Annotated in this window: 30 protein-coding genes; 13 read left to right on the plus strand and 17 right to left on the minus strand. The window is 73.2% G+C overall.

The genetic code is table 11. The features are described from left to right. Nucleotides 1-74: 74 nt before the first annotated feature. A complete protein-coding gene (locus tag ACTWPW_RS39245) occupies nucleotides 75-686 on the minus strand; it encodes a LysE family translocator (protein ID WP_443171653.1) in 612 nt (203 codons plus the stop codon). 241 nt (nucleotides 687-927) lie between these two features. Here ACTWPW_RS39245 and ACTWPW_RS39250 point away from each other — a divergent pair, with 241 nt between their 5' ends. Next, nucleotides 928-2,124 (plus strand): Ig-like domain-containing protein, encoded by a 1,197-nt coding sequence (locus ACTWPW_RS39250; RefSeq protein ID WP_443171654.1) that lies wholly within the window; start codon nucleotides 928-930, stop codon nucleotides 2,122-2,124. A gap of 375 nt (nucleotides 2,125-2,499) precedes the next feature. Here the strand turns inward: ACTWPW_RS39250 and ACTWPW_RS39255 are convergent, their stop codons facing one another. The 5 genes from ACTWPW_RS39255 to ACTWPW_RS39275 all read right to left on the minus strand — a co-directional run bounded on the left by ACTWPW_RS39255 (nucleotide 2,500) and on the right by ACTWPW_RS39275 (nucleotide 7,836). Next, a complete protein-coding gene (locus ACTWPW_RS39255; RefSeq protein ID WP_443171655.1) occupies nucleotides 2,500-3,774 on the minus strand; it encodes an SRPBCC family protein in 1,275 nt (424 codons plus the stop codon). Nucleotides 3,775-3,780: 6 nt separating this feature from the next. Continuing rightward, the gene (locus tag ACTWPW_RS39260) at nucleotides 3,781-4,278 is read right to left on the minus strand and encodes a hypothetical protein (protein ID WP_375112056.1); all 498 of its coding nucleotides are present in this window, start codon (nucleotides 4,276-4,278) and stop codon (nucleotides 3,781-3,783) included. A gap of 254 nt (nucleotides 4,279-4,532) precedes the next feature. Then, a complete protein-coding gene (locus ACTWPW_RS39265; RefSeq protein WP_443171656.1) occupies nucleotides 4,533-5,519 on the minus strand; it encodes a small ribosomal subunit Rsm22 family protein in 987 nt (328 codons plus the stop codon). Nucleotides 5,520-5,773: 254 nt separating this feature from the next. After that, nucleotides 5,774-6,967, minus strand: coding sequence for an MFS transporter (locus ACTWPW_RS39270; protein WP_443171657.1), 1,194 nt, complete (start codon nucleotides 6,965-6,967; stop codon nucleotides 5,774-5,776). Between the two features lie 287 nt (nucleotides 6,968-7,254). After that, entirely contained in the window at nucleotides 7,255-7,836 is a 582-nt protein-coding gene (locus ACTWPW_RS39275) for a TetR/AcrR family transcriptional regulator (RefSeq protein ID WP_375112053.1), read from the minus strand. A gap of 75 nt (nucleotides 7,837-7,911) precedes the next feature. Between ACTWPW_RS39275 and ACTWPW_RS39280 the strand changes: the two genes are divergently transcribed. Next, nucleotides 7,912-8,910: a DsbA family protein gene (locus tag ACTWPW_RS39280; RefSeq protein ID WP_375112052.1), complete on the plus strand. Its 999-nt coding sequence runs from the start codon at nucleotides 7,912-7,914 to the stop codon at nucleotides 8,908-8,910. Here the strand turns inward: ACTWPW_RS39280 and ACTWPW_RS39285 are convergent. Continuing rightward, nucleotides 8,888-9,319, minus strand: a complete 432-nt coding sequence (locus ACTWPW_RS39285) for a hypothetical protein (RefSeq protein ID WP_375112051.1) — start codon at nucleotides 9,317-9,319, stop codon at nucleotides 8,888-8,890. The genes ACTWPW_RS39280 and ACTWPW_RS39285 overlap by 23 nt on opposite strands. 128 nt (nucleotides 9,320-9,447) lie before the next feature. On the opposite strand from ACTWPW_RS39285, the gene ACTWPW_RS39290 reads away from it, so the two are divergent. Further along, a complete protein-coding gene (locus ACTWPW_RS39290; protein ID WP_375112050.1) occupies nucleotides 9,448-10,311 on the plus strand; it encodes an alpha/beta fold hydrolase in 864 nt (287 codons plus the stop codon). 80 nt (nucleotides 10,312-10,391) lie between these two features. Here the strand turns inward: ACTWPW_RS39290 and ACTWPW_RS39295 are convergent, their stop codons facing one another. Then, the gene (locus ACTWPW_RS39295) at nucleotides 10,392-10,841 is read right to left on the minus strand and encodes a MarR family winged helix-turn-helix transcriptional regulator (RefSeq protein WP_443171658.1); all 450 of its coding nucleotides are present in this window, start codon (nucleotides 10,839-10,841) and stop codon (nucleotides 10,392-10,394) included. A gap of 90 nt (nucleotides 10,842-10,931) precedes the next feature. Here ACTWPW_RS39295 and ACTWPW_RS39300 point away from each other — a divergent pair, with 90 nt between their 5' ends. Both ACTWPW_RS39300 and ACTWPW_RS39305 read left to right on the plus strand, forming a co-directional pair. Then, nucleotides 10,932-11,633, plus strand: a complete 702-nt coding sequence (locus ACTWPW_RS39300) for an LLM class flavin-dependent oxidoreductase (RefSeq protein WP_443171659.1) — start codon at nucleotides 10,932-10,934, stop codon at nucleotides 11,631-11,633. Nucleotides 11,634-11,696: 63 nt separating this feature from the next. Continuing rightward, nucleotides 11,697-12,512: a hemerythrin domain-containing protein gene (locus ACTWPW_RS39305; RefSeq protein WP_443171660.1), complete on the plus strand. Its 816-nt coding sequence runs from the start codon at nucleotides 11,697-11,699 to the stop codon at nucleotides 12,510-12,512. Here the strand turns inward: ACTWPW_RS39305 and ACTWPW_RS39310 are convergent. Further along, the gene (locus ACTWPW_RS39310; RefSeq protein WP_375112047.1) at nucleotides 12,436-13,680 is read right to left on the minus strand and encodes an MFS transporter; all 1,245 of its coding nucleotides are present in this window, start codon (nucleotides 13,678-13,680) and stop codon (nucleotides 12,436-12,438) included. The genes ACTWPW_RS39305 and ACTWPW_RS39310 overlap by 77 nt on opposite strands. Nucleotides 13,681-13,742: 62 nt before the next feature. Between ACTWPW_RS39310 and ACTWPW_RS39315 the strand changes: the two genes are divergently transcribed. The 5 genes from ACTWPW_RS39315 (at nucleotide 13,743) to ACTWPW_RS39335 (ending at nucleotide 17,168) form a co-directional block, all read left to right on the plus strand. Continuing rightward, nucleotides 13,743-14,114, plus strand: coding sequence for a MerR family transcriptional regulator (locus tag ACTWPW_RS39315; RefSeq protein WP_375112046.1), 372 nt, complete (start codon nucleotides 13,743-13,745; stop codon nucleotides 14,112-14,114). 22 nt (nucleotides 14,115-14,136) lie between these two features. Next, nucleotides 14,137-14,760, plus strand: a complete 624-nt coding sequence (locus tag ACTWPW_RS39320) for a GNAT family N-acetyltransferase (protein WP_443171661.1) — start codon at nucleotides 14,137-14,139, stop codon at nucleotides 14,758-14,760. A gap of 248 nt (nucleotides 14,761-15,008) precedes the next feature. Continuing rightward, a complete protein-coding gene (locus tag ACTWPW_RS39325) occupies nucleotides 15,009-15,380 on the plus strand; it encodes a hypothetical protein (protein WP_375112044.1) in 372 nt (123 codons plus the stop codon). 108 nt (nucleotides 15,381-15,488) lie between these two features. Further along, the gene (locus tag ACTWPW_RS39330; protein WP_375112043.1) at nucleotides 15,489-16,331 is read left to right on the plus strand and encodes an LLM class flavin-dependent oxidoreductase; all 843 of its coding nucleotides are present in this window, start codon (nucleotides 15,489-15,491) and stop codon (nucleotides 16,329-16,331) included. 57 nt (nucleotides 16,332-16,388) lie between these two features. Further along, the gene (locus tag ACTWPW_RS39335) at nucleotides 16,389-17,168 is read left to right on the plus strand and encodes a TetR/AcrR family transcriptional regulator (RefSeq protein WP_364133434.1); all 780 of its coding nucleotides are present in this window, start codon (nucleotides 16,389-16,391) and stop codon (nucleotides 17,166-17,168) included. Between the two features lie 6 nt (nucleotides 17,169-17,174). Here the strand turns inward: ACTWPW_RS39335 and ACTWPW_RS39340 are convergent, their stop codons facing one another. The 3 genes from ACTWPW_RS39340 to ACTWPW_RS39350 all read right to left on the minus strand — a co-directional run bounded on the left by ACTWPW_RS39340 (nucleotide 17,175) and on the right by ACTWPW_RS39350 (nucleotide 19,210). Next, on the minus strand, nucleotides 17,175-17,513 hold the full coding sequence (locus ACTWPW_RS39340) for a DUF4180 domain-containing protein (RefSeq protein WP_443171662.1): 339 nt from the start codon (nucleotides 17,511-17,513) through the stop codon (nucleotides 17,175-17,177). A 126-nt stretch (nucleotides 17,514-17,639) separates the two neighbouring features. Beyond that, nucleotides 17,640-18,041 carry a helix-turn-helix domain-containing protein gene (locus ACTWPW_RS39345; protein WP_375112041.1) on the minus strand — a complete coding sequence of 134 codons (402 nt, stop codon included), beginning with the start codon at nucleotides 18,039-18,041 and terminating at the stop codon, nucleotides 17,640-17,642. Between the two features lie 44 nt (nucleotides 18,042-18,085). Next, nucleotides 18,086-19,210: a winged helix DNA-binding domain-containing protein gene (locus ACTWPW_RS39350; RefSeq protein ID WP_443171679.1), complete on the minus strand. Its 1,125-nt coding sequence runs from the start codon at nucleotides 19,208-19,210 to the stop codon at nucleotides 18,086-18,088. Nucleotides 19,211-19,400: 190 nt separating this feature from the next. Here ACTWPW_RS39350 and ACTWPW_RS39355 point away from each other — a divergent pair, with 190 nt between their 5' ends. The 3 genes from ACTWPW_RS39355 (at nucleotide 19,401) to ACTWPW_RS39365 (ending at nucleotide 22,653) form a co-directional block, all read left to right on the plus strand. Further along, the gene (locus ACTWPW_RS39355) at nucleotides 19,401-19,922 is read left to right on the plus strand and encodes a SigE family RNA polymerase sigma factor (RefSeq protein ID WP_443171663.1); all 522 of its coding nucleotides are present in this window, start codon (nucleotides 19,401-19,403) and stop codon (nucleotides 19,920-19,922) included. Next, a complete protein-coding gene (locus tag ACTWPW_RS39360; protein ID WP_443171664.1) occupies nucleotides 19,919-21,091 on the plus strand; it encodes a hypothetical protein in 1,173 nt (390 codons plus the stop codon). The genes ACTWPW_RS39355 and ACTWPW_RS39360 overlap by 4 nt, the downstream gene beginning before the upstream one ends. 77 nt (nucleotides 21,092-21,168) lie before the next feature. Beyond that, complete coding sequence (locus ACTWPW_RS39365; RefSeq protein ID WP_375112037.1) at nucleotides 21,169-22,653, plus strand: dolichyl-phosphate-mannose--protein mannosyltransferase; 1,485 nt, start codon at nucleotides 21,169-21,171, stop codon at nucleotides 22,651-22,653. A gap of 3 nt (nucleotides 22,654-22,656) precedes the next feature. Here ACTWPW_RS39365 and ACTWPW_RS39370 read toward each other — a convergent pair whose 3' ends face one another. The 5 genes from ACTWPW_RS39370 to ACTWPW_RS39390 form a co-directional block, all read right to left on the minus strand. Continuing rightward, a complete protein-coding gene (locus ACTWPW_RS39370) occupies nucleotides 22,657-23,124 on the minus strand; it encodes an NUDIX hydrolase (protein ID WP_375112036.1) in 468 nt (155 codons plus the stop codon). Nucleotides 23,125-23,152: 28 nt separating this feature from the next. Beyond that, nucleotides 23,153-23,680: an SRPBCC domain-containing protein gene (locus tag ACTWPW_RS39375; protein WP_443171665.1), complete on the minus strand. Its 528-nt coding sequence runs from the start codon at nucleotides 23,678-23,680 to the stop codon at nucleotides 23,153-23,155. Next, nucleotides 23,677-23,979: an ArsR/SmtB family transcription factor gene (locus tag ACTWPW_RS39380; RefSeq protein WP_375112034.1), complete on the minus strand. Its 303-nt coding sequence runs from the start codon at nucleotides 23,977-23,979 to the stop codon at nucleotides 23,677-23,679. Before ACTWPW_RS39380 ends, ACTWPW_RS39375 begins: the two co-directional genes overlap by 4 nt. 88 nt (nucleotides 23,980-24,067) lie before the next feature. Next, nucleotides 24,068-24,952 carry an ABC transporter ATP-binding protein gene (locus tag ACTWPW_RS39385; protein WP_375112033.1) on the minus strand — a complete coding sequence of 295 codons (885 nt, stop codon included), beginning with the start codon at nucleotides 24,950-24,952 and terminating at the stop codon, nucleotides 24,068-24,070. 189 nt (nucleotides 24,953-25,141) lie between these two features. After that, the gene (locus ACTWPW_RS39390) at nucleotides 25,142-25,960 is read right to left on the minus strand and encodes a nucleotidyltransferase domain-containing protein (protein ID WP_443171666.1); all 819 of its coding nucleotides are present in this window, start codon (nucleotides 25,958-25,960) and stop codon (nucleotides 25,142-25,144) included. Nucleotides 25,961-26,063 lie beyond the last annotated feature (103 nt).

Consider the following 26,063-nt stretch of genomic DNA (forward strand, 5'->3'; position numbering starts at 1 on the left):
TTGTCGTCTGCACCCTCCAAGGATGGCGCGGGCGGCGGACCGGAATGCGATCTTTCCCGATTTCCGGGCCCGGCTCACCGCCCGGTCAGCGCCAGCTTGGCCCCCAGCGCCACGAACGCCGCCCCGAACCCGCGCCGCATCCAGGTCAGCACCTTGGGCCGGGAGATCACCTGGTTCCTGACGGCGGCGGCGCACAGGCCGTACCCGGCGAAGACCACGAACGTCAGCAGCATGAACACGCCGCTCAGCTCCAGCATGCGCGCCAGCGCGGCCGGCTCGCCGGCGCTGACGAACTGCGGCAGGAACGCGAAGAAGAAGATCGACAGCTTGGGGTTGAGGATGTTCACGAGCACACCGTCGGCGATCACCCTGGCCGCCGGGCGCGGCTCGGACTCCCCCTCCACGCTGAGCGCGCCACGCTCGCGCAGGGTGTTCCAGGCCATGTAGAGCAGGTACGCCACGCCCGCGTACTTGATGACCTGGAAGGCGACGGCGCTGGCGTGCAGCAGCGCCGCCAGGCCGGTGACGGCGGCGGCCATGTGCGGCACGATGCCGAGCGTGCAGCCGAACGCGGCGACGACCCCCGCCCGCCCGCCGCGGGACAGCCCGGCCGCCAGCGTGTAGAGCACGCCGGTGCCGGGGGTGACGACGATGACGAGCGAGGTCAGCAGGAACTCGATGCTCACGGCCGGCGGCCTTTCAGGAGGCGGGAGTGCTGTCACTGGCACCCAACCACTCCCCCGCCTTCTATGTCAATCTTGATTGGTTTTAGTCTGCGCCGGGGCATCTCGGGGTTCTTCACATGATCGCCGACCATCGCGCCACCGGTCCGAGAATCTCGGCATGATTACTGTCAGTTACGGGGATAACACTCCTCGTCTCACCAAGGGGCTACCTAGTCCGAAATATGCCTATGTGTCAGGAGAATTGGAGGCATCGACGATGCGGAACGGCGGCACCATACTCGTCAGCACGTTCACGGTGGTGCTGCTCGTGACCGCGGGATGCACCTCGGGCGGCTCCAGCAGCCCGCCGCAGAGGCCGCAGGCGCACGTCCCGCCGCCCCAACTGTCCCTCACGCCGGCTGACGGCACGAAGAAGGTCCCGCCGGACACCGGGATCGGCGTCAGGGTCACCGACGGCAAGGTCACCGAGCTGACCGTCGCCGACGCCAAGGGGCGCGAGGTCAGCGGGAGCCTGGGCGCGGACGGGACGTGGCGGCCGAGGTGGCCGTTGAAGCCGGCCACGGCGTACACGGTGAGCGCGCGGGCCACCAGCCCCGACGGCACGCAGGTGATCACGAAGCGGGCCGCGTTCACCACGCTGAAGCCGCAGCGGGTGCTGGAGAGCGGCATGGCGCCGCTGGACGGCGAGAAGGTCGGCATCGGGATGCCGATCCAGCTCCTGCTGTCGAAGCCGGTGACCGAGCAGAAGGACCGGGCCGCGGTCGAGCGGTCGCTGACGGTCCAGATGTCCAAGCCGGTCGAGGGCACGTGGAGCTGGGTGAGCGACCGGGAGGTGCAGTTCCGGCCGCGCGAATACTGGCCGACCGGCGAGAAGGTCACGGTGGTCGCCCACCTGGCCGGCCTCCGGATCGGCCGGAACCTGTGGGGCACCAAGGACCGTACCGTGACCTTCACCGTCGGCCCCGAGCACATCACCACGATCCACAACAAGACCCACCGGGCCGTCGTGCGCAAGAACGGCGAGGTCGTCAAAACCATCCCGGTCAGCCTGGGCAAGCCGGGCTACGAGAGCTATTCCGGCACCATGATCGCCCAGGAGAAGGCGGCGGACTTCCTCATGGACTCGGCCACCGTCGGCATCCCGGGCGAGTATCTCCACCACACCAAGTGGAACGTCCGGATGACCTACAGCGGCATGTTCTTCCACGCCGCACCCTGGTCGACCAGCGCGCAGGGCAACCGCAACGTCAGCCACGGATGCGTGAACGCCAGCACGTCCAACGCCCGCTGGTTCTACAACTTCACCCAGCGGGGGGACATCATCAAGGTCAGGGGGACGTCGCGCAAGCTCAGGTTCGGCAACGGGCCGACGCCCTGGACCAAGTCGTGGGAGGAGTGGCTGGCGGGCAGCGCCCTCAGGACTTCGACCGACGCCTGACCCCCGGCGGTGGCCGAAGGCCTTCTCGCGTGGGATCACGCAACGACCAGCCCGTCGCGCCCACCCAGCGGCCGGTGCGCGCCTGTCCCGCTCGGTGCGGCGCGGCAGAGCTCACGCGGCCCACGACGGCCGTACGTGCCGAGCGCGACCACAACACGGCGAGCACCGCCACACCCGGTGCCCGGCCACGATCGGCGGGCACCGGCAACCGGCACCATCGCACGCTTCCGGGGCGTTCCGCCGATCGGCGGGCTGCACGAATCCACCCGGAAGAAGTGAGCACCTCGCCACTGGAGGAGCCGCTGGAGGAGCCGGCAGGCCTCGCGCGGCCCGACACTCGCCGGGCCGCCAGGCAAAGGACGAGGTGATCGCCGGTCACCTGCGGGCGGGTGAGCGGCGGCGGGACGGTGCGCCCTGCTCGCCGCGCCTCGGCCGGGCGGGGGTGCGGCTCCGCGGGGCCGCCTCCACGGGCTCCTCCTCGGGCTCTTCCTCTTCCTCTTCGGCCTCTTCCTCGTACTCGGCTTCCTCGCCCTCCTCGGGCTCCTCCTCTTCCTCCTCGTACTCGGCCTCTTCGCCTTCCTCGGGCTCCTCCTCGCCCGGTTCGGCCTCCTCGGCCTCCTCGTACTCGGCCTCCTCGCCCTCTTCGGGCTCCTCCTCCTCGGGCTCTTCCTCGGCCTCCTCGTACTCGGCTTCCTCGCCCTCTTCGGGCTCCTCCTCGTACTCGGCCTGCTCGCCTTCCTCGGGCTCTTCCTCCTCGCCCGGTTCGGCCTCCTCGCGTTCCTCGGCGAGGGCCGTCTCGTGGTCCTTGACGACCTTGCCTTCGCGGATCTCGCCCCGCCAGCCGCTCTCGTCCATCTCGTCCGGCTTCAGCATGACCTGCGTCATGACGTGCCGGGCGAAGTGCTTGAGCTCCAGCCGGGCCCGGCGGCCCTGGGCGCGCCAGAGGTTGCCCGTGTACTCGAAGAGCCCCTTCGGGTGGTACTCCAGGACCACCATGACGCGGGTGAAGTCAGGGGTGAGCGCGTGGAAACTCACCGCGCCGTCGACGTAACCCTTGTCGCCTTCGGAGCGCCACATGATCCGCTCGTCGGGGATCTGCTCGCGGATGGTCGACTTCCACGTACGGTGCGACCAAAAGATCTGCGCCTTCCAGGCCAGCTTCTCGTCCGACTCCTGGTTGACGTTCTCGACCTTCTTCATGAAGTTGGCGAAGTCCTGGAACTCGGTCCACTGGTTGTAGACGATCCGGCGCGGAGCCCCGATGTCGATCGTCTCGACGATGTTGGTGACCTTGAGCTTCTTGCCGCCCTTGTTCTTCCCCTTGCCCTTCCTGCTGAAGATGCCCTTCAACGCCCCCTTCGCCGCGCCGGCGAGCGTCGAACCCGCGATCGACTTGTCCGAGCCGGTGATCGCGCCGAGGAGGTTCGATCCGCTGCCCTCCGCGTACTCACCGAGCCGCCCGGTCAGCCCCTCGATCTTGCCGGTCGTCGCCGTCAGCGCCCGCTGCGCCAGGGCCATCGTGAGGTCCTGCAGGGCGGAGGTGAGCTGCCCGGTCGGCAGCTCCGGCATCGCCTTACCCGCTGGTGTGCTCTCTGCGGCCTGCTGCCCTTGGCTGACGGCCTTGTCCGTCAGTTTCGTGGCCTGGGTCATCGCCCTTCACTCCCCTGTCCCTCTCGATGTGGACGACCGCTTGCGCCCGGCGCCCGGCATCCGTGCCCGGGCCTGCTCCCCGACCGTCCGGCTGGGCAGCTTCGGCGCGCGCGGCTTCGGCACCCGCGCCTTGGGCTTCTGCTCGGATGCCTCCTGCTCGGCGTTCTCGTCCTCTTGGGCCCGCTCCCCCGCCTCCGGTTGGCCGAGCGTCTCGGTCTGCTCGTTCAGCCTCGCGGTGAGGGATTCGATCTGCTTGGTGACCGCCGCGACGGCCGCGGCCTTCGCCACGTCCAGCAGCTCGCCCTTGAGCCGGCTGGTCAGGTCGGCGAGCTCTGGGGAGGAGCTGAGTGCTGTGCGCCCCTGCTCCACCAGCCCGCCGCGGTCCCGCCGGATCTTGCGCACGGCGCCGGCGCTCGCCAGGGCGATCGCCATCCGCAGCTTGCGCTGCCTGCCCAGGCAGTAGCCGCCGATGGCCGCCAACGCCACCTTGCCCGTGTCCTTCATGGCATGCTCCTTACCTACCGGCCCCGTCGACTCCCGCCTCTGACCGGCCCCTTCAGCCGGTTCGTCCATGCCCTCGGCTGGCATACCAAAACACGCATATGCCCATAAAACGGACAATCCTGCTTGGTCTTGTGCAGGCCTAAGGTTTGCGGGCCGGAAACGCGCGGCGGACGCGGCGGTAAGGGACGACAATTGCGGGCGGCCGAGGCGGGGGCCGGCTACGAGGCGGGGGCCGGCTACGAGGCGGGGGCCGGCTACGAGGCGGTGCCGGGCCAGTCGTCGCCCCAGTCCACCTCCCTGGCGCGGCGGTAGAGGTCGCCCTGCCGCTTGGAGACGAGCACGTCGCGGATGCCGTCGCCCTCCGTGCACAGGCGCAGGGAGACCAGGCCCTTGCGCTTCTGCGGATGGCGCAGGACCCGTGCGGCGGGGCGGGGCCAGGCGGTGGTGGTGGCGGCCACGTACGAGAACTTCTCGTCCTCGAAGCTGAGGGTGCCCGCCTTGACGCGGCGGTGCAGGGCGGTTCTGGGCAGGCGTACGGAGAAGTGGCACCAGTCGCGGCCCGGCTCGATCGGGCAGCGGCCGTCGTGGGGGCAGGGGGCGACGATGGTCAGGCCGCGGGCGGCCAGGACGTCGCGGGCGGCGGAGACGGTGGCCCAGCCGGCCGGGGTGCCGGGCTCGATGATGATCACCATGGCGGCGTCCTCGGCCAGCCAGCGTACGACGTCGGGGCGTTCGTTCTCGGGGAGCTCGCCCAGGGCGTACGACATGGTGACCAGGTCGGCCGAAGGCCGGTCGAGTCCTGGGGTGATGGAGGCGCGCCGCCAGGTCGTGTCCCGCAGGGCCGCCGAGCCGCGGGCCAGGCGCCGGCCCAGGTCGATGATGTCGGGGTCGTGTTCGATGACCGTCACCTTCTCGAGGGACGGCCATATCTGGCCCGCCACCCAGATCGCCGCCCCGGTGCCGCCGCCGGCGTCGAGGTGGCTGCGCGGTTCGAAGCCGGGGGTCAGCGTGGCCGCCTGGCGCATGGCTGTGGCGGCGGCGGCGTAGGTGGCGGGCATGCGGTAGGCGGCGTAGGCGGCGATGTCGGCGCGCGAGCGCAGGTGGTTGCCGCCGGTGGACAGGCCGGTGGCGGCGCCGGTGCGGTAGCGCTCGGTGAGCTTGGCCGCGGAGTCGGACAGTTCCTGCGGCGAGAAGCGGGCCAGGGTCTGGTCGAGGGCCGTTCTGAGGGCATCGGGGAGCATGGCTGAATTCACCTTGACGTGGACAAAGGGGAAGGTAGGGCGGGGCGGGCTCGATCACCCGGCGCGCGGGGCTAACCGCGCGGACGGGGTCACCCGGCGCGGGGCGACCTGTGCGGACGGGTTCACCCGGCGCCGGGTGAACCGTGCGGACGGGGCCGCCCGGCGCGGGCCGTGGCGCGCAGGCGGGATCACGCGGCGCCGGCCGCGGCGGGCGGGCGCGACCGTGCCGGGCGGGCCGGGGTGGGTGGAGGCGATCATGACGGGCGGGCCAGGGCGAGCGGGCGCCAGGCGGCTGCCGCGATGGCCGCCGTCGCGGCGCAGGCCAGCCAGTACGGTGCCGTGATCGTCCACGTGCGCGCGAGCAGGCCGCCCAGCAGCGACCCGATGGCCGCGCCACCGTAGTCGAACAGCGCGCTCACGCTCGCCACCCGCCCCAGCAGCCCGGCGGGCACGATCCGCTGCCGCAGGGTGGTGACGATCACGCCCCACACCATGGTGTGGATCCCGAACACGACCAGCACCGCCCCGGCCACGAGCGGCACGGTGGTGGCGGCCAGCACGCCGTGGGTGACGGCCTCGACGACGAGCCCGGCCCGCAGCAGGGCCGTCGCCCCGAGCCGGTCCTCCAGCCGGGCCGCGAGCCCCGTCCCGACGAGCCCGCCCACCCCGAACGTGGTGAGCAGCACCCCGTACCCGATCTCGGACAGTCCCAGCCGCTCGCGCGCGTAGAGCACGAAGACGGCGAACGCGGCGCAGAACACGACGTTGGCCAGCCCCATGGCGAGCGCCAGCGTGCGCATGAGCCGGTGCCGCCACAACCAGCGCAGCCCGGCCGCTATCTCGGCGCGCAGCCCGCCGCCCCGCTCGTACGGCCGCGCGGGCGCCGGCCGTACGGTCGCCACCAGCGCCGCGGCCACCGCGAAGGACACCGCGTCCACCCCGAACGGCAGCGCCGCCGACGCGGCGAACAGCCCGGCGCCCACGGGCTTGGCCAGCAACTGGTTGACGACCGTGAACGTGGCCATCAGCCGCGCGTTGGCCGAGGCCAGCCGCTCCGGCGGCACGATGGCGGGCAGCAGGGCCGCCGAGGCGGTGTCGGCCAGCGTCTCGCCCACGCCGAGCAGGAAGAACGCCAGGTAGATGACCGGGATGCCGGTCGAGCCGGTGGCCACGGAGACGGCCAGGGCGCCGAGCACCAGTCCGCGCAGCAGGTTGACGGCCACGATGAGCCGGCGGCGGTCGACCCGGTCCACGTACGCGCCGCTGACCAGCGCGAACAGCAGCCACGGCAACTGCTGCGCGAACGCGGCGCCGGCCACCAGCGCGGGGTCGGCGGTGAGGGAGGCGACGAGCAGGGGCCCGGCGGCCATGGTGATGCCGTCGCCGAGGTTGGACACGGCCGAGGCCGTCCACAGCTTGGAGAAGTCCGCGCCGAGGCGCGCGGACATGGAGGCACGCAAAAGAGCTCCTCGCAGGAGTAAGGGGAGAAACGGTCGGTTATGCGAGCGACCGCTTCAGGCGAGGAGCATTCGCCCGCCGGCACGATCCCGACGGCGACCTGCTACGACGTGGTACGCCCTCGCCCGGAAGCGGCGGCACAGACCTTGGCGAGGCGCATACGAACCCCCATCAATGGCGATGTCAATCGGGGACATTATCGGACATTCGACAGCACAAATGGTAGGACCGCGGCCATCCCCCTGAACTACCGCCCCCCTCCAGGCCAGACCGGCCGTCATCCTCCCTGGACGGCCTGGCAGCCGTTGCGGAAGAGCCGCCAGAACGCCAGCGCCGCTTCGTCGGTGCGCTCGGGCCGCTCCCCGGCCACCCAGTGTGCGAGCACGCCGACGAGGGCCCCGGCCAGGTAGGCGGCGTGCACGTCGACGGGGACGTCGTCCCACCCGGCGGGGCGGCTGCCGCCGGCGAAGCGGCCGGACAGCTCGGCGGTGAGGCGTTCGCGCATGCGCGCGGCGAAGCGGGCGCTGCCGTGGGGGCCGAGCATTCGCGCGTACATGGTGGCGTTGCCGGCCACGTGCTCGAACAGCTCGCCCAGCGGGTCGGGGGCCCGGTCGCGGGGGGCGTCGAGGGGGCACAGGGCGGCCGCCCTGGCGACCGCGGCGACGGCCTCCTCCATCGCGTCGGTGATCAGCGAGTCCACGTCGGGGTAGTGCAGGTAGACCGTCGCCCGGTTCACCTCCGCGCGCTTGGCCAGCGCGGACACCGTGATGGTGGCGAGCTCCTGCTGCGCGGCCAGCTCCAGCACCGCCGCCTTCAGCCGGGTACGGGTGCGCTGCGCGCGCGGATCGTCCGAGTTCACAACCGCAACTATACGACATTCATTGCATATACGACATGTGTTGACTAATAGACATTTGTCGCATACTTTGATGGCATGCGAATTGAGATCTGGGCGGATGTCGTCTGCGGGTGGGCCCACATCGGCAAGCGGCGGCTGGAGAAGGCGCTCGCCTCCTGGGAGGGGGAGCCGGTCGAGGTGGTCTGGCGGCCGTACCAGATCGACCCGTCCGCGCCCGCGCGCGCCGTGCCGATGGCGCAGGTGCTGCTCGACCCCGTGGCCGACGAGGCGCTGCGCACCTGCTCGCCCGGGCTGTCCCCGGCCGAGAACCGGGAGCGCGTGGCCGAGGTGGCCGCCGCCGAGGGGCTGGGGCCGCAGTGGGGCTCCGAGTGGCGGGCGAGCACGCTGGAGGCGCACCGGCTGATCGCGCTGGCGTACGAGAAGGGCGGCGCCGAGCTGCAGGGCCGGGTCGTGGAGCGGGTGCTGCGGGCCCATTTCGTGGACTTCCAGGACATCAGCGACCTCGCCGTGCTGACCGCGATCGCCGCCGAGGCGGATCTGGCGGAGGAGGCGGGCTACACCGGCGAGCCGGATCCCGCGCGCCAGACGCTGCCCGGGGCCGAGCTGGTGCGGGAGCTGCTGCTCGTCGGCAAGGCCAAGGGCGTGCGGACCTCGCCCACGATCGTGGCCGGTGACCTGGCGCTGGAGGGCGCGCAGCCGCCGGAGACGATCAGGGAGTTCCTGGAGGAGGCGAGCCGGCACGCTCCGCGCCGCCTGCCCGCGGAGGTGGAGCGGTTGCGCCGGGCCGAGTCGCTGCTCGACCAGCGCGACCCCCTGGGCGCTCTCACGCTGCTGCGGCCCCTGGTGACCGAGCACGGGGACGACCGCGGCGTGCGGCTGCTGGCGGCGCGGGCGTACTTCGCCTCGGCCCAGCTCAACCGGGCGCGCGCGGCGCTGGAGTCGCTGGTGGCCGAGTCGCCGGACGACTCCTACGCCCGCCACCTCCTGGGCCGCACGCTGCAGCGGCAGGGCCGGCACGAGGAGGCCGCCTCCCACCTCACCCTGGCCGCCGTCATGACGCCGGACTACGCGTAACACCCCTGCGCCGCAGGTCACGGGCCGCGAGGAGGAGCAGCGCGGCCCACCCGGCGCAGTACGCGCCGAAGGCCGCGCCCCCGCGGTCCGTGAGCGCCGCGCCGCCGAGCATGCCCGCCGCCCCGGCCGCGGCCACGGCCGCGCACAGCCAGTGCGCGGTCAGCACCCCCGCGTACGGCCACCGCCGCCGGATCCGGAGCCGCCCGGCCAGCAGAATCACCATGACCAGCACCCCGGCACCCGCGTTGCCCCATTGGGCCAACGCCACCTCCCCCGGCCCGTAGGCCAGGTAGGCGTCCGGCGACACCCTCGGCCCGCCGGTCACCCCCAGCCGCCCCTCCAGGGCGAAGACGACCTTCGAGGCCACGTACAGTCCGGTCCACGCGATGCCCGCGTCCGCGATCTTCACCCGTCGACCCTGTCACCGGCCCGCACCCTCCCGGCTCCCCCACGCGGGGGAGCCGCCTCCCCCGCCGGAGCTGTGCCCCTGGCGAACAGGCGGGCCGCGCGGCCCGCCGCCGCACTAGCGTTCGGGGCATGCCGATCGTGGACGACATCAAGATCGCGTACGAGGACGCGGGGCCCGGCACACCGCCGGGCACCGTCGTGTTCGTGCACGCCGGGGTGGCCGACATGCGCATGTGGGAGCACCAGTTCAGGGCGCTGGCGCGGCGTTACCGCGTGATCCGCTACGACTGGCGCGGCCACGGCCTGTCCGGTGACGCGGAGGGCGAGGTGTGCCACCACGAGGACCTGCTGGCGGTCATGGACGCGCTGGGGGTGGAGCGGGCGGTGCTGGCAGGTTGCTCGATGGGCGGGGCCTACGCCGTCGAGGCCGCCCTCGCCGCGCCGTCGCGGGTCGCCGGGCTCGCCCTGATCTGCTCCGGCCTGGCCGGTCACCAGTGGCCGCGCGAGATGCTGGAGCAGGCCGCCGAGCGGGTGCACTCCTCGGTGCCGGCCGACCGCCTGGCCCGCTACCGCGCGGGCACGGCCGGGCACGTGGATCCCGGCGACGTGCGCGCGATGGCCGAGGCGCACACGCTGTGGCAGGTCGCGGGCCCCGATCGCGGCCGCGAGGCGCTCTCCGGCGAGGTGTGGGCGGCGGCGGTGGAGATGTGCCGGCTGGTGTTCGAACGCTCCTGGACCGGCCCCAGGTCCGCCGAACGCCTCCTCGACCCGCCCGCCGCCACCCGCCTGCACGAGGTCGCCGCCCCCACGCTGGTGATCAACGGGCTGGCGGACGTGCCCGGCATCCAGGAGGTCTCCGGCCTGCTCGCGGCGGGCATCCCGGGCGCCCGCCGGATCGATCTGCCGGAGACCGGCCACCTGCCGCCCGTGGAGCGTCCCGCCGAGGTGACGCGGGCGCTGACGGGCTTCCTGGCGGACGTCTTCGGTCCCTGACCGCAGTGGGTGGCCCTCCGCGTGCAGGACGGAGGATGCGGAGGGTCGCCGAGGCCGTCGAACCCTCCGGCTAAGTGCGGCTAGGACGCCCCGCCGTCCCGCGTGGCGTGCGCGGTCAGGAGGCCGCCGATGGCCGCGGCCAGCAGGTCCCGGTGCTCGTCCGGCAGGTCGCCCGCCAGCGTCTCCAGCCGCCGCGCCACCTCCTCGTGCGCCAGCACCCCGACCCGCGTCCCCTCCGGGGTCAGCTCGATCAGGCAGACGCGGCGGTCTCCGGGGTCACGCGTGCGCGCCACCAGCCCCCGCTTCTCGGCCCGGTCCACGAGCCCGGTCAGGCTCGACTTCTCCAGGTGCAGCGCGCGGCTCAGCTCGCCCATCCCCACCGGCCCGTCCACCAGCAGGCAGAGCAGCTGCGCCTGCTGCGGCGTCAGGTCGTGCTCGCGGCTGACCTCCCCGAACACCTGCTGCACCAGGTGCGCCAGCCGTACGAGCGCGTGGGTGAGCGGCAGGACCGGTTCCTTCGTGGTGACCACGGGCCCGAGTCTAGTTGACAGTTGTTCGCGAGACGAACTAATTTCTTCGTACAACCAACTGTTCGCAACACAAACTAATGGGAGCCACCCGTGCCCGACTACGGCCACGATCTGCTCTTCAGCGCCAACCTGGTGCCCGTCGCCCGGCAGGCGGACGACGTCGTGGCCCGGGCCCGGCTCGCCGAGCGCGCGGGGCTCGACCTCGTCACCTTCCAGGACCACCCGTACCAGCCGGCCCTGCTGGACGCCTGGACGCTGCTCAGCTACGTCGCCGCCGCCACCGAGAGGATCCGGCTGGCGGGCAACGTGCACCCGCTGCCGCTGCGGCCGCCCGCGATGCTCGCGCAGGCCGCCGCCAGCCTGGACCTGCTCAGCCACGGGCGCTTCGAGCTGGCCCTGGGCGCCGGTGGCTACTGGGACGCCATCGCCTCCATGGGCGCGCCCCGCCTGAGCCCGGGCCAGGCCGTGGACGCGCTCGAGGAGGGCATCCAGATCATCAGCGCCGCGTGGGACACCGACGCCCCCGGCGGCATCCGGCACCACGGCGAGCACCACCGGGTGGACGGCGCCGGACGGGGCCCGCGGCCGGCCCACGACATCGGCATCTGGCTGGGCGCGTACAAGCCGCGCATGCTCCGCCTCACCGGCCGGCTCGCCGACGGGTGGCTGCCCTCGCTGCCCCGCTTCCGGAGCTTCGAGGAGATCGCCGCGGGCAACGCCATCGTCGACGAGGCCGCCGCGGAGGCGGGCCGCTCGCCCGCCGACATCCGCCGCCTGCTCAACCTGTCCTAGGAGCTGCCGCCCGAGCAGCTCGCCGAGCTCGCCCTGCTGCACGGGATCAGCGTCTTCACGCTGATGGCCGACGATCCGCGCCGCATCGAGCGCTTCGCCGCGGAGACCGCCCCCGCCGTACGCGAGCTCGTCGCCGCCGAACGCGCCTCGGCCGTCCCCACCGCTCCCGCCGAACGCGCCCCGGCAACCCCTGGCGCCGCCGCCCCCGGACGCGCCCCGGCCCACCCGCGCGCCGCGGGCACGCCCGCCGGCGGCCTCCAGGACTCCGCACTCCCCGAGGGCGCCGCGCTGGGCATCACCCCCACGCCGGACGACGGCGTACGGCTGACCGACGTCCGCGTCTGGGACGAGAGCACCCGCCCCACCGCCCCCCGCCCCGACCCGGGCAGGCCCTACACCGCCAGGGAGCGGGCCAACGGCCGGCACCTCATCGACGTCCACGACCACCTGCGCGCCGAGCTGGCCCAGCTGCGCGACCTCGCCGACCAGGTCGCCGCCGGGGTGCTCGACCCGGGCGCGGCCCGCTCGCACATCAGCACCATGACGATGCGCCAGAACAACTGGACCCTGGGCGCCTACTGCGAGTCCTACTGCCGCCTGGTCACGATGCACCACTCCGCCGAGGACGCGATGCTCTTCCCCCAGCTGCGCCGCACGGAGCCCGGCCTCGCCCCCGTCCTCGACCGCCTCCGGGAGGAGCACCACGCCATCCACAAGGTCCTCGAACAGGTCGACCGCGCCCTGGTCGCCTTCGTCACGGACCCGGCCGGCCTGACCGGCCTGCGCGCCGCCGTGGACCTGCTCACCGACAGCCTGCTGTCCCACCTGTCGTACGAGGAGCGCGAGCTGGTCGAGCCCCTGGCCAGGCACGGCCTCTGACCGGGAACGCGTGCCGCCGCGCCCCCACCACGATCACCAGGGCCGCCGCGACCAGGGGGAACGCCGTCCATGGCAGGGCCCCCGCCCCGGCGCCCTCCAGCACCACCCCGCCGGCCAGCGACCCGGCCGCGATGCCGGCGTTGTACACGGTCGTCTGCAGGGACGTCGCCACGTCGGCGTTCCCCGCGCCCGCGACGTTCACCAGCGCCGTCTGCAGCAACGTCGGCACGCCCCCGAACGCCATCCCCCACAGCGCCGCCGCCCCGACCACCACGCCCCCGGTCCCCCCGAAGGCCCCCAGGACGGCCATCGCCCCCGCCACGACACCCAGCACCACCACCAGCGCCCCTCTCAGGAACCGGTCGATCACCGCCCCGACCACCCAGATCCCGGCCACCGTCCCGACCCCGAACACCAGCAGCACCACGCTCGTCCGCTCCCGCGCCAGCGGCGCCAGGTACGTGTACACCGCCTGGTGCCCCACCAGCACCAGCGACGTCACCCCGAGCGAGGTGCGCACCCCGGGCATGACCACCACCCGCCGCAACGGCACCCGCGCCGCCGCCTTCTCGCCGGGAAAGTTCGGCACCTGCCACCACACCCACGCGATCAGTACGAGCGCCGCCCCCGCCAGCCCGCCGAACGCCCAGCGCCACCCGGACACCGACGCCAGCGCCGCCCCCGCCGGGATCCCCGCGCACAACGCCACCGTGATGCCCGCCGAGACGATCGCGATCGCCCGGCCCCGCCGCTCGGCCGGCACCATCCGGGCCGCGTACCCGACCAGCATGGCCCACAGCACCCCGCCCATGACCCCGGCCAGCACCCGCGCCCCGAACGTCACCGCGTACGACGATGACAGCGCGGTCACCGCGTTCAGCACGGCGAACCCGGCCAGCACCCCGACCAGCACCGGCCGCCGGTCGAGGCCGCGCAACACCGCCGTCACCGGGATGGCCGCCAGGAACGACGCCACCGCGTACGCCGTCACCAGGAACCCGGCCCGCCCCTCGGACACCCCCAGGGCGCCCGCGATCTGCGGCAGCAGCCCCGCCGGGAGCAACTCCGTCATCACCGCCGTGAACGCCGCCGAGAACAGTGCCAGCAGCCCCGGCCAGGGCATCGTCGCGCGCACCCGGGCCGGACTGGCGATCGCCACATCAGACATGCGACCATGCTGAAACCTTCACATCAATGTGAAGGCAAATCCCGGCACGACCGAGGCACACCATGAGGATCGGGCAGCTGTCGCAGCGCACGGGCGTACCCACCCGCATGCTGCGCTACTACGAGGAGCAGGACCTCCTGCACCCCGAACGCGCCGGCAACGGCTATCGCCACTACCCCGAGTCGGCGGTCTACCGGGTCCAGCAGATCCGCGGCCTGCTCGACTCGGGCCTCACCACGGAGATCATCCGCCGGATCCTGCCGTTCCTGGAGCGGCCCGACGAGATCCACCTCCACCCGCAGTGCCTCACGCCGGAGCTGGCCGACCTGCTGGAGGCGGAGGCGGCCCGGATCCAGCAGCGCATCGACTGCCTGGCACGCAACCGCGACGCCATCCACGCCTACCTCGCCGCCGTACGCGCGCTGCGGACCTGAGCCCTTTACAATGTAGATCTATATGACATCCCTGACGGAGCTCCTCACCGACGCCCAGCACGGCCACTTCCCCCCGGCGGACGGCGGCCTGACGATCCTGCCCCAGCCCTCACCCCGCGACGTGGGCGTCATCGCCTTCACCGCGCACACGGTGGTCTTCGCCGACGTCGAGCCGGCCTGGGTCCGCGAGCGGCTGCCGCCCGGCGACCTGTCCGCCCCCCTCTGCCCGCCCTTCCTCCAGGCCCTGGCCGGCCGGACGGGGCGCCGGGCCGGCGGTGTCGACCTCATCGCCCTGGCCGGGCCGCTGCCCGGCCCTCCCCCGGCCGGGCTGGAGGAGGTCACGGACAGCGACCATCCGCGGGTGGCGCGGGCCCGCCGCTACCGCGACGCCGTCCGCGTGTGGACCACCGGGGACGGCGACCTGCTGGCCGTGGGGCGCGGGGTGGCGGGGCGGTGGGAGGCGGCGGTCGAGGTCGACCCGTCGCGCCGCGGGCGCGGGCTGGGCCGGCTGCTGGCCGGGGCGGCCAGGCAGGTCGCCCCCGGACCCGTGTGGGCGCAGGTCGCGCCGGGGAACGCGGCCAGCGTACGGGCCTTCCTCGCGGCCGGGTACGTCCCCATGGGTGCCGAGGTGCTCCTCGCGTCGTGAGTCCCCGGAACCCGGCACGCCTTCACCGCGGACGCGGCCGGGGCGGGCACCGCAGCCTGCCCGAGTCCCCCTGAACCAAGCAGGGCCAATGCGGCCGGTCTCCGCGTACGGCCGCGACCGGTGACAGCTGCGAGTTTGCCGGTCAACGGGCGCCTGTTGGACGAAAGCGGGCGTGGCGCTGTCTTGCCACCACAAGATCGCTACGTATAGTGATGGCCGATGTCACTTCGTGATTACAGGGGGAGATCATGAGAAGTAGCCTCATCGCCGCCGGCGGTGCGCTGCTCACCGCGGCCGCGCTGTTCGGAACAGCCGGCACTGCGGCCGCCGACATCTGGATCGACTGGACGCACACCTACCCGAGGCACTGCGCCCTCGGGGTGAACGACGACACGACCTACCACCACGTCACCGACCACGGGGTCTTCGCAGGCACCCGCGACGCCGACGGCTGCAAGGGCAACCACCACGCAGGCTGGGGCTGGAAGTGGGGCGGACACCACGATCACGGGCGCAACGAGGTCGAGAGGTGGGAGCGGGGTAACTGGCCCAACAGCGGCAACGGCAACTGGGTCGGCCACGGGTACGGCCCGGGAGCCGGCGTGGGCGTCGGCGGCTGACCTCACGCCATGAACCTGTCCCGGTGCCCGCACGGGCGCCGGGACCGGCGCGCGTCCGGCCCACGCCTGGGCTTCCCCCGCCGGGTGATCGCTGGATAGCCTGGCCGGGTGCGACTAGGCGTGAACGTCCCCAACTTCGGCCCCGGCACCGACCCCGGCGTCCTGCGGCAATGGGCCCTGACGGTCGAAGGGCTCGGCTTCGACCTGCTCATGGTCTCCGACCACGTGGTGATCACCCCCGATGTCGCCGCGAAATATCCCGCGCCGTTCTACGAGCCGTTCACCACGCTCGCCTGGCTGGCCGGCGCCACCTCCACGATCTCGCTGGGCACCACGGTGGTGATCGTCCCCTACCGGCACCCGCTGCTCACCGCCCGCATGGCGGCCAACCTCAACGATCTCAGCGGCGGCCGGCTGGTGCTGGGCGTCGGCGTGGGCTGGGCGCGGGAGGAGTTCGAGGCGCTCGGCGTCGCGTACGAGCGGCGTGGCCGGCTGACCGACGAGCACCTGGCCGCCATCCTCGCCGCCTGGGCCGACGAGCGCGACTACCGCTCCGGCGGCGTGCCGATCTGGGTGGGCGGCGGCAGCGACGCGGCCCTGCGCCGGGCGGTGCGGTTCGGCCAGGCGTGGCACCCGCTCAGGAACACCGTGTCGTGGCTGCGCGAGACGTGGCCCCGGGTGACGGCCCTGGCCGAGGAGCAGGGGCGGCCCGCACCGGCGCTGGCACCGCGGATCGTGCTGCGGATCACTCCGGAGCCCGTGACGGGCCCGGACCGGCTCGCCGGCGAGGGCACCATCGGGCAGGTCATGGAGGACCTCGAACAGCTCCGCCTGCTCGGCGCGGAGACCGTCGTCCTCGACCCGTTCCTCGGCGACCCGGAGGAGACCCTCCGCCCCGAGTCCGCCTGGGAGCACCTCGCCGCCGTGGCCGCCCGTAGATCCGCGAAGTAGCCGCAGGCTGATAGCCTTTATGCCGTAAAGAATTGTCCGGCACGGGGAGTTTCCGCGTTGGTCGTCTACGCAGGCCAGGGTGACGCGCGACGGTCGATGGCGCTGCTGTGGCGCAGCGGCGAGCCGGGCGAGGTCCGGCCGGGCCCCAAACCCGGGCTGAGCGTGGACGTCATCGTCGACGCCGCGATCGCGGTGGCCGACCGCGAGGGCATGGCGGCGCTGTCCATGCGGAAGGTCGGCGAGCGGCTGGGCCGCACGGGGATGGCGCTGTACACGTACGTGCCGAGCAAGGGCGAGCTGGTCGACCTCATGTACGACCGGGCCCTGGCCGAGCTGCCCGCCGGCTACGACCTGAGCGACGGCTGGCGCCCCGCCGTGGCCTCGTGGGCCGAGCACACGCTGGCCTTCTACCTGCGGCATCCGTGGGTGCTGCAGGTGTCGCAGGCGCGGCCGGTGCTGGGGCCCAACGAGTTCGCGATGCTGGAGAGCGTGGTGGCGATCCTGCGCACCACCGGGCTCGGGCCGCGCCGGCTGCGCGGGGTGGTGGCGCTGCTGTTCGACTTCGTACGGGGGGCGGCGAAGACCGTCTCGGAGTCGCGCCTGGCCCCGTCCGAGACCGGGGTGTCGGACGAGGAGTGGTGGCAGGCGCGCTCGTTCCTGCTGGAGGAGGTGGCGCCGGGGTTCGCCGACCGGTTCCCGATGGTGACGTGGATCGAGTCGGACGACGACGGGCCCGGCGCGGGCGAGCCCTACCTGGAGCATCGGGTCAGCGAGACGTTCTCGGTGGGCCTGGCCGTGCTGCTGGACGGCATCGAGGCGGCCGTGCGGGCGGGCTGACCGCCGTCAGTGGCGGGCCGCCAGCTCCGCCTCGTCCCGCAGGAACGCGATGTGGCGGCCGCGGTTGCATTCGAGCACCCAGGCGGCCAGGGCGGAGCTGACCTCGGTGTGGCGGGCGATGTCGCCCACGATGGCCAGGCCGACGCCGTAGTTGACGAACTTCTGCGCGATCTCGCCCGCCACGCCGGTGCTCAGCGTGAAGAAGCCGTCCGGGAGGCTGTCGGCCGGGACGACCACCCAGGTGGCGCTGCTCGACCACGCCTCGCCGATGAGGTCGAGGACGTCGCGGACCTCGCGCAGGGGTCCATCTTGCGGGTCGTAGCGGTGGATGCGGTGGTCAGGCATGCGGGGTCTCCAGGAAGTCCATGATCTGTCGGCTCCGGGCGGGGAGCAGGAGCTGTACATCGGCGGCGGGTGTCGCGGGGGTCGGGCAGGCTGTCGCGCCCGCCGACGAGGGGTGGGTCCCGCTCATCAGTCCCTCACCAGGGCGTCGATGATGCGCAGGACCTGGGCGCTGTCCTCCAGCCCGCCCAGCACGATGACCTTGAGGTGCTCGCGCTCCTCGTCGTAGACGAACTCCACGCGCAGGCCGTGCGGCCGGCCGGCCAGCGAGCCCAGGACCATCGTGCTGACCCGGTCCAGGTCGGCCCTGGCGATGCCGTCGACCTGCACGATGCTCGACACCTCGGCACGCCGGGGCCGGGCGGGCGCGCCGACCGGCCGGCCGGTGAACGCCGCGAGGTCCTCCTTGGCGATCCGGTACCGCTTGCCGATCCGGACGGCGGGCAGCCGCCCGTCACGCACATAGTTGCGCACGGTCTTGACGTGCAGGCCCAGCAGGGTCGCCACCTGCTCCACGGTGTATTGCTCCATATCGCTCCCTATCATGCACCATGCCAGGGAGTGATAGGGAACTTTCAGGCGTGCGCTCCCACGGTGACCGGGCCGATGGTCAGGCGGGGCCTGCCCTCCATCACCTCGCCCAGCCGCCGCACCTGCTCGTCCAGCTCGCGCGACTGGGCTGAGGTGAGCTCGCGCAGCGGCTCCACCGTGACGTCGATCCGGCTCCCCGAGCGCCGCTGGTGCCAGACGCCGCCGACGTTCCCGTCCACGAGCAGCACGGGGAAGTTCCCCGCCTGCCCGCCGGCCAGCGCCCGCACCGCCGCCTCACCCGGGTACAGGAGTTCGCGGGGCCGCCCCGCCACCACGTACGCGTCGAAGTACGGCAGCAGCCGCACCCCGCGCGGCGGCTCCCCGGGCACCGCCGTGTCGCCCGCGAGCACCCGGGCCCGCTTCCCCACGAACAGCACCTCCTCCGTCTCCACCCCCTCGAACGCCTTCGCCGCCCAGGTGACGGGCCCGCCCGCCCAGGTGGCGAAGTCGGCCGGGGTGGCAGGCCCGTACGCCGCCAGGTAGCTCCTGACCAGCCCGTGCAGCCCGTCGTCCACCGGCGGCGCGTCCGGCGGGGCGGTGTAGGTGACCTTGCGGCCCCGTACGGGACCGAAGACGAGCGCGCCGCGGTGCGCCGCCAGGTGCAACGCCTGCCGCCACCGCGGCCACCAGCCCTGGAACGCGGGCATGACCAGGTCTCCCGCCCACGGCCCGGTGGCCTCGACCACCGCCTCGCTCAGCTCGTCGATCGTCAGCTCGGCCCCGGCGAGCGCCTCCCGGACGGCCGCCACCACCTGCTCGGTCTGCTCGGCGGTCATCCGCACGGTCTCGGGCGCGCGGTTCACCACCGGCACCGAGGACATCGCGCTCACCCACATCGGCAGGTCACGGGCGGGCAGCAGGTGCACGGTGCCGCGCGGCCCGTGCGTCTTGACCAGGCTGCGCGAGCCCCACAGCGCATCACGGACATGGGAGCGCGTGACGCCGTCGAGCCGCAGCCCGATGGACGCCTCGGCGGCCGACATGACCTGGGCGTGCGCGCCGCACATGGCCGCCACCATCTCGTCCGGCCTCCCCGGGCCGGGCGATCCCGCCAGCCCGGCGCGTTCCAGCCTCCTGGCACTGACCTGCGGCCACGACAGCTCGATCATCACGTCCTCCTCCTTCGGCACGACCACAGTAGGAGACAATGCGGAAGGTTTCGTGCCGCAATGACGCCCGGAATGATGCCCGGAATGCCGCGACGCCTGCATGGCCTGGCGCCCGGGGGGTCCGGCGCACAAGGGAGAATTCACCCCGCATGATGCAACCTTTCCGGTGAGCGGCGGCATCTGGGAGGTTGTGGATCTCTTGAGTGCGGACGAGGAGTACACCGCGTACGTCCGCGGGCGCCTGCTCTGGTTACGCCGGATCGCCTATTCGCTGTGCCAGGACTGGCATCGCGCCGACGATCTGGTGCAGGCGTCGATCACCCGGCTGTACGTCAAATGGCGCCACGCCCGCCAGGCGGCGGACCTGGACGCGTACGTACGGGTGATCCTGGTCCGGATCTTCCTGAGGGAGCAGCGGGGCGGCTGGTTCTCGCGTACCAGGCTGAGCGCCGTCCCTCCCGAGCCCGCCCCTCCCGAGGCCGCCGTGCACGGGTGGGACGCCGACCTGGCCATGGACCTGCGCCGGGCGCTGGCCCTGGTGCCGCCGCGCCAGCGGGCCGCCCTGGTGCTGCGCTTCCACTGCGACCTGAGTGTCGAGCAGACCGCGGCGGCGCTCGGCTGCTCGGCCGGGACCGTCAAGAGCCAGACCGCGCGCGGGCTCGCGACCCTGCGCGCGCTCCTCGAGGTGACGCCGACCAAGGAGGACCGATGATGGATCTCAAGCCGCTGTTCGAGAACCTGGTGCCGGACGAGCAACCGCCGTCGGGGGTGGACGTGGGCGCGGCTGTGCGGGCCGGCCGCCGGCTGCGCCGCCGCCGCCGGGCTCTGACGGCCTCGGTGCCGCTCGCCGCCGCGGCCGTCACCGCGCTGGTGCTGGCGACGGGATCGCTGGCCGATCTCGGCCGCCGCGACGCCTCCGCCACCCCTTCGCCCTCCGCCGTCTCCATCGGGAACATCTGGTCGCCCGCGATGACCACCATCCCCGCCGCGGCCTCCGACGGCTTGGCGTACACGCCGGTGACCGCGCTGAGCGCCACCGAACTGCTGCTGCGCGCCGGCACGTCCTCCGGCGGGGGCGGGAGGCTGGAGGTGTACGACACCGCGGCGGGCAGGGCCAGGGTCCTCGGCGACCTGCCCCGGCCGGACGGCGCCCGCGGCTACCACCCGCAGGCCGTCGAGCCCGGCCCGGAGCACATCGCCTGGTGGGCCCGGGACGTACGCGCCCAGCGGGCCACGGACGTGTGGGTGCTGCCCCGGGCCGGCGGGCAGGCCGCCCTCCTGGCGCGCCTCAGCGGGCCGGCGGCGGCGGTGGAACGCCTCGGCGTGCTGCGCGACCGCGTCGTCTGGTCGGTCCGCCAGGGCGGGTTGTACGCCGTCCCGATCACCGGTGGCGCACCCCAGGCCCTGCCGGGCACCGGCGGCCTGCACCTGGTGTCCTGGCCGTGGGCGTCCGACGTCCGCCGGCACGACACCGGCCGCAACCAGAGCGTGCTCGTCAACCTGGAAACCGGCGAACGCACCTCCCTGCCGGCGCCGCGCGGGGGGACGGGCATGCGCTGCAGCCCGAACTGGTGCGTGGCCACGCTGGACGGCCGTACCGTGGTGTGGGGTCAGGGCGGTGGCGAGCCCCGGGCCGTACGCGGCAGTCTCTCGCCGTCGTCGCAGATCCGCGCCGATCGCTTCATCGACCTCGGCACGACCGTGCACGACCTCGCCACCGGGCAGGACGCCGAGCTCGGCCCGAAGACGTCATCGGGTGGGGTCGCCTGGCACGGCGGCGGGTCCTCCTCCCCCGGGCTGGTGCTCAGCCGGCAGGCCTGCGACTCCTCCTCCTGCGGGCCCGAACTGGCCGTGCTCAACCTGGCGGCGGTTCAAGGGTGAACCTGCCTGCTCAGAGATTTGCCCAGAGCCCTGCCCAGAGCCCTGCCCGGAGCACGGCGCGCCGGCTGGTTCCGCCCATGCCGGCCGACGGGTGGTGGGGATGGGCGGGGCCGCTCTTCGTCACCGTGCTCGGCGGCGCCCTGCGGTTCCTCCGGCTGGGCGAACCGCACGCGGTGGTCTTCGACGAGACCCACTACATCAAGGGCGCCTATTCGCTGCTGACGTTCGGTGTCGAGCGCATGACGCTGGGCACCAGCGAGGACCCGGTCGCCGACCGGATGATCATGGCAGGTGACCTCGGCATCTGGCGGCGCTGCCCGACCGTCGAGGAATGCGCCGAGTACGTCGCGCACCCGCCGCTCGGCAAGTGGATGATCGCCATCGGCGAGTGGTTGTTCGGCATGACGCCCTTCGGCTGGCGGTTCGCGGGCGCGGTGGCGGGCACGTTGTCGATCCTGATCATGGCGAGGGTGGCCCGGCGGATGACCCGGTCCACGTTGCTGGGCTGCCTGGCCGGTCTGCTGCTCGCTCTCGACGGCCTGCACTTCGTGCTCTCGCGGACGGCGCTGCTGGACGTCTTCCTGATGTTCTGGGTGCTGGCCGCCTTCGCCTGCGTCGTGGCGGACAGGGACTGGACCAGGCGACGGCTCCCGTCAGCCGGGCCCCGGCCGGGCTTGAGGCCGTGGCGGCCGGCCGCGGGGGCGTGCCTGGGAGCCGCGTGCGCCGTCAAGTGGTCGGGGGTCTTCTTCCTGCTCGCCTTCGCCGCGCTCTCACTGATGTGGGACGCGGGCGCGGGGCGGGCACTGGGCCGGCGGGCGCGTCCGGTGGCCGCCTTACAAGGTCTGGCGGGCGCGTTCGCCCTGGTCCCCGCGACGGTGTACGTGCTGAGCTGGAGCGGCTGGTTCCTGCGGGCGGAGGGCTGGGGACGCGGCTGGGAGCAGGCCACCCGGTCCGGGCCCGGCTTCTTCGTGCTGGACTCGCTGCGCTCGTGGCTCGGCTACCAGTTCCAGGTGCTCGGCTTCCACACCGGCCTGGACGCCCGGCATCCGTACATGTCGGAGCCGTGGCAGTGGCCGCTGCTGCAACGTCCCGTCGCCTTCCACTACGTGAGCCCACCGGACGCCTGCGCCGCCCAGGACTGCTCGCAGGCCGTCCTGGGCGTCGGCACACCGGCGCTGTGGTACCTCGCGCTGCTCGCCCTCGTCGTGCTCGTCGCCCGGTACACGGCCGTCCGGGACTGGCGGGCCGGGGCGGTGCTGCTCGGATACGGGGCCGGGTGGCTGCCGTGGTTCTATTACGCCGTCGCCGACAACCGCACCATGTACCTGTTCTACATGCTCCCCGTCGTGCCCTTCATGGTGCTGGCGCTGGTGATCGCCGCGGGGCTCGTGCTCGGGCCCGGGGGAACGGCGTCGGTCAGGAGAGCGGCGGGGGCGGCCGTCGTCGGCGCGGTCGCGCTCATCGTCCTGGTCAACTTCTGGTGGCTTCATCCGATCGTGTCCGGCGAGACGATCACGCACGCGGCGTGGTGGGCTCGGATGCTGATGCGCTCGTGGGTATGACGCTCAGTGCTGGATCAGGCCGCCGACCGGGACCGGAGCGACGTGGCCGGTCGCCGGAACGGTCTGCGCCAGGGCGAGGCCGATGTCGACCAGCGACGCTCGGCGCAGGCCGGCGACGTCGGCGATCGGAGTCCACGCCGACTCGGCGATCTCGCCGTCCGGCTCGGGCCGGAGCCGGCCGCCGGTGATGCGGATCCGGTAGAAGACGCCGACGTTCTGGTGCGTGGCACCGGCACGGGCGACGGCGGCGGGGATCACCCGCGAGTCCACGCCGAGCAGGCGCTCGACCACAGCGTCACAGCCGGTCTCCTCGGCGACCTCCCGGATCACCGTGTCGAACGGATCCTCCCCGTGCTCGACCCCTCCGCCGGGAAGAGTCCAGCTGTGTTCGCCCACGGGTGGTACGTGACGAGCGAGCAGCACCCGCCCGTCCTCGACGCACACGCCGTACGCCGCCAGCCGGAAACTCACCCGCACCTCCTCCCCCGGGAGAAGCGGCTCATGACGCGGCGCCCGCGCCGTCGTCCCCGCGCAGAGCAGCCGCGAAGCGCCGGCCCGGCGCCGGGTCGACCCCGAAGCGCTCGGCGTAGCGTTCGTGCATCTCCGCCCACCCCTCGTGCGCGTCCTCTTCGGAGACGTCCTTGCCCGCGAGGTGCGGTTCGAGGCGGGAGAAGTAGGCCTCCCAGCCGGTGGCGGTCTGCGCGGAGAGGTCGCGGTCGTCGACGACGTGGATGAAGACCAGGCGGCAGCCGTCCTCGTGCGGGGACAGATCGAAGCTGTACAGCTGGCCGGCGAAGGTCCACGCCAGGCGGTGGGGTGGATCGACCTCGGTCACCTCGCCGGTCGCCCCGGCGGCCTCGAAGGTCTCGCCCGGCGCCGGTATCCAGTCGGCGGCTGCGGGAAACCACTTCTCGAGCTCCGCCGGCACGCTGACGGCTCGCCACACGCGCTCGATCGGGTAGGGGAGCGTGCGCTCGAAGCGCAGCGCCGGGCGGCCGTCGATCGTTTCCAGGGTTCCGTGCATCATGGGTTGTCCTCCAGGTGTCGTTCCAGGGCGTCGAGGCGCCTCGACCAGTAGACGCGGTAGGGCTCCAGCCACTGGTCGACCTCGGCGAGGGGCTCGGGGCGCAGCGCGTACATCCGCTGCTTGCCCTCCGTGCGCACCACGACGAGCCCGGCCTCGCGCAGCACCTTGAGGTGCTTGGACACGCCGGGCTGGCTGAGATCGAGGTGTTGCACCAACTCTCCGACGGGCCGCTCGCCGTCACGCAGCAGGTCGAGAATCTGCCTGCGGTGCGGCTCGGCCAGGGCTGCGTAGGCGCTCACGTGCTCATATTGCCAGATGGAAATATGTTCCGGCAACCCGGGGCCGAGCCCTCACTCCGGCCGTGGCGGCGGGTCCGGCCGCGGGGCGTCAGGCTGCGGGGGTGGTCGCGGCGGAGGGCGGTGGGGGCGGGTCCGCCGGGTCGCCGGGCATGGTGACGGGGACGGGCTCGGCGCGGGCGGCCCAGCGGCCGTCGTCGCTGCGGACGAGGCGTACCGGGTGGTCGAAGCACGCGCTGACCAGGTCGCTGGTCAGGACCTCGGCCACCGGGCCGCCGGCCAGGCACAGGCCGCCGCGCAGCAGCATGGCGTGTGTGGTGGTGGCCGGGAGTTCCTCGAGGTGGTGGGTGACCAGGACGGTGGCCAGCGACGGGTGCCGGGCGCGCAGGGCGTCGATGCTGGCCAGCAGTTGCTCGCGGGCGGCCAGGTCGAGTCCGGTGGCCGGTTCGTCGAGCAGCAGGAGCCGGGGCTGCGGCATGAGGGCGCGGGCTATCAGCGCTCGCCCGCGTTCGCCCTGGGACAGGGTGGGCCAGGTCGCCTCGGCCCGATGGCCCATCCCGAGCATGGCGATCAGCCCGTCGGCCCGTCGCGCCTCCAGCGGGGTGGGCGTCCAGCGGGGCACGAGTGCGGCGGTGTTCGTCAGGCCGGTCAGCACCACGTCGCGCACCCGCAGCGGCCCGTCCGGGGCGTGGCGCGGGTTGACGTGCCCCAGGTAGGAGCGCAGCTCGCGGACGTCCACCCGGCCCATCGTGCGCCCGAGCACCTCGACCGTGCCACGGCTGGGGTGGGTGACGGCGCCCAGCAGCCCGAGCAGGGTGCTCTTGCCGGCGCCGTTGGCCCCGAGCAGTGCCCAGTGCTCGCCCGGGTGCACGGTCAGCGAGACCTCCCGCAGCAGATGGCGGCCGTCGCGAACGAGGTCCACGCCGTCGGCCCGCAGTACGGGCCCGGTGTCGGCGGGACGTGAGACCACCGTCATCGGCCCGCCTCCCGCCCGCTCGCCGCAGCCCGATCCCGCACGGCCGCGGCACCGTGCCACAGCCCGAACATCTCCGTCACCACGCGCTCCCTTCCAGGCTCGTGGTAACGAACATATCGACTCGTCAGATGTCTGATGTATTCGGGCTTGCGCCCCGTGTTCAGGACCGGCGCTCGGCGGACCAGGGGCTCACGCGCCGCAGGCGGTGCGGACGTCCGCGACGAGCCGGGCCGCCGCGTCGACGGTGCGGCCGATCTCCTCCGGCGTGTGCCCGACCCCGGCCAGCAGCTCCCGTGCCCGCTCGCCGAACCCCTCCGGCGCCGACGGCAGCCGGTCGGCCGAGGCGATCATGCCTTTCTCGTTGATCAGCCACGCCCCGTCCGCCGCGTGCAGCGCCTGGCAGGCGACCCCGACCGCCCGGAAGACGGCCCCCGCCGCGTACGCCGGATCGTTCCCGGCGGCCCCGTACCGGGCGGTCATCAGCGCGAAGTCGCACTCCCACAGCCCCCTGACCAGCGCCTCCCGCAACGCGGGCGGATAGTGCGCGACCTGCTCGCGCAGGGCGGTGAGCTCGCCCCCGGGGTCGGCGAGCACGCGGCACAGCGCCACCTCGCCCGCGTAGGCGCAGGAGTAGAAGCCGAGCGGGTGCCCGACCTGGAAGCCGATCTCGTAGCGGCCGTCGAGGCAGTCTCGCCAGACCCGGTGCACGCGGTCGAGGTCGCGGTAGATCCAGTCCACCCGCCACCCGTCCACGGTCAGCCAGCCGCCCCCGTCGACCCAGGGCCCCCACCCGCCGGGCTCCGTCACCTCGGTGTCCTCGCCCGTCACGTCCCGCGCGAGCGCGCGCAGCTCCGCCACGGCGAGCCGGCCCCGGTAGTAGAGGCCGAGGTCGATGTCGGAGTCCGGGCGGTGGGTGCCGCGGGCCCGGCTGCCGCCCAGGACGACGGCCACCACGCCGGGGACCGTGACCAGCCGCGAGGCTATGCCGTGAAGATCCGGTTCTCGCACGGGTCGAGCCTAGACCGCCCGGCGTACAGCCGGACGCCCGGCCGCTGAGCTGGGGCTTTCCTGGATGGACTGGTTCGTGGACCCCTAGGATGAGTCGTGTGAA

The sequence above is a fragment of the Nonomuraea sp. KM90 genome (assembly GCF_052246675.1).
Classification (GTDB): domain Bacteria; phylum Actinomycetota; class Actinomycetes; order Streptosporangiales; family Streptosporangiaceae; genus Nonomuraea.

Bases quoted from the DNA above. Each gene is read 5' to 3' on its own strand.
- ACTWPW_RS39255 (WP_443171655.1), bottom strand. From the start codon at position 3,774: ATGACCCAGGCCACGAAACTGACGGACAAGGCCGTCAGCCAAGGGCAG.
- ACTWPW_RS39260 (WP_375112056.1), bottom strand. From the start codon at position 4,278: ATGAAGGACACGGGCAAGGTGGCGTTGGCGGCCATCGGCGGCTACTGC.
- ACTWPW_RS39265 (WP_443171656.1), bottom strand. From the start codon at position 5,519: ATGCTCCCCGATGCCCTCAGAACGGCCCTCGACCAGACCCTGGCCCGC.
- ACTWPW_RS39270 (WP_443171657.1), bottom strand. From the start codon at position 6,967: ATGTCCGCGCGCCTCGGCGCGGACTTCTCCAAGCTGTGGACGGCCTCG.
- ACTWPW_RS39280 (WP_375112052.1), top strand. From the start codon at position 7,912: ATGCGAATTGAGATCTGGGCGGATGTCGTCTGCGGGTGGGCCCACATC.
- ACTWPW_RS39290 (WP_375112050.1), top strand. From the start codon at position 9,448: ATGCCGATCGTGGACGACATCAAGATCGCGTACGAGGACGCGGGGCCC.
- ACTWPW_RS39305 (WP_443171660.1), top strand. From the start codon at position 11,697: ATGGCCGACGATCCGCGCCGCATCGAGCGCTTCGCCGCGGAGACCGCC.
- ACTWPW_RS39310 (WP_375112047.1), bottom strand. From the start codon at position 13,680: ATGTCTGATGTGGCGATCGCCAGTCCGGCCCGGGTGCGCGCGACGATG.
- ACTWPW_RS39315 (WP_375112046.1), top strand. From the start codon at position 13,743: ATGAGGATCGGGCAGCTGTCGCAGCGCACGGGCGTACCCACCCGCATG.
- ACTWPW_RS39320 (WP_443171661.1), top strand. From the start codon at position 14,137: ATGACATCCCTGACGGAGCTCCTCACCGACGCCCAGCACGGCCACTTC.
- ACTWPW_RS39325 (WP_375112044.1), top strand. From the start codon at position 15,009: ATGAGAAGTAGCCTCATCGCCGCCGGCGGTGCGCTGCTCACCGCGGCC.
- ACTWPW_RS39340 (WP_443171662.1), bottom strand. From the start codon at position 17,513: ATGCCTGACCACCGCATCCACCGCTACGACCCGCAAGATGGACCCCTG.
- ACTWPW_RS39345 (WP_375112041.1), bottom strand. From the start codon at position 18,041: ATGGAGCAATACACCGTGGAGCAGGTGGCGACCCTGCTGGGCCTGCAC.
- ACTWPW_RS39350 (WP_443171679.1), bottom strand. From the start codon at position 19,210: ATGATCGAGCTGTCGTGGCCGCAGGTCAGTGCCAGGAGGCTGGAACGC.
- ACTWPW_RS39360 (WP_443171664.1), top strand. From the start codon at position 19,919: ATGATGGATCTCAAGCCGCTGTTCGAGAACCTGGTGCCGGACGAGCAA.
- ACTWPW_RS39365 (WP_375112037.1), top strand. From the start codon at position 21,169: ATGCCGGCCGACGGGTGGTGGGGATGGGCGGGGCCGCTCTTCGTCACC.
- ACTWPW_RS39375 (WP_443171665.1), bottom strand. From the start codon at position 23,680: ATGATGCACGGAACCCTGGAAACGATCGACGGCCGCCCGGCGCTGCGC.
- ACTWPW_RS39385 (WP_375112033.1), bottom strand. From the start codon at position 24,952: ATGACGGTGGTCTCACGTCCCGCCGACACCGGGCCCGTACTGCGGGCC.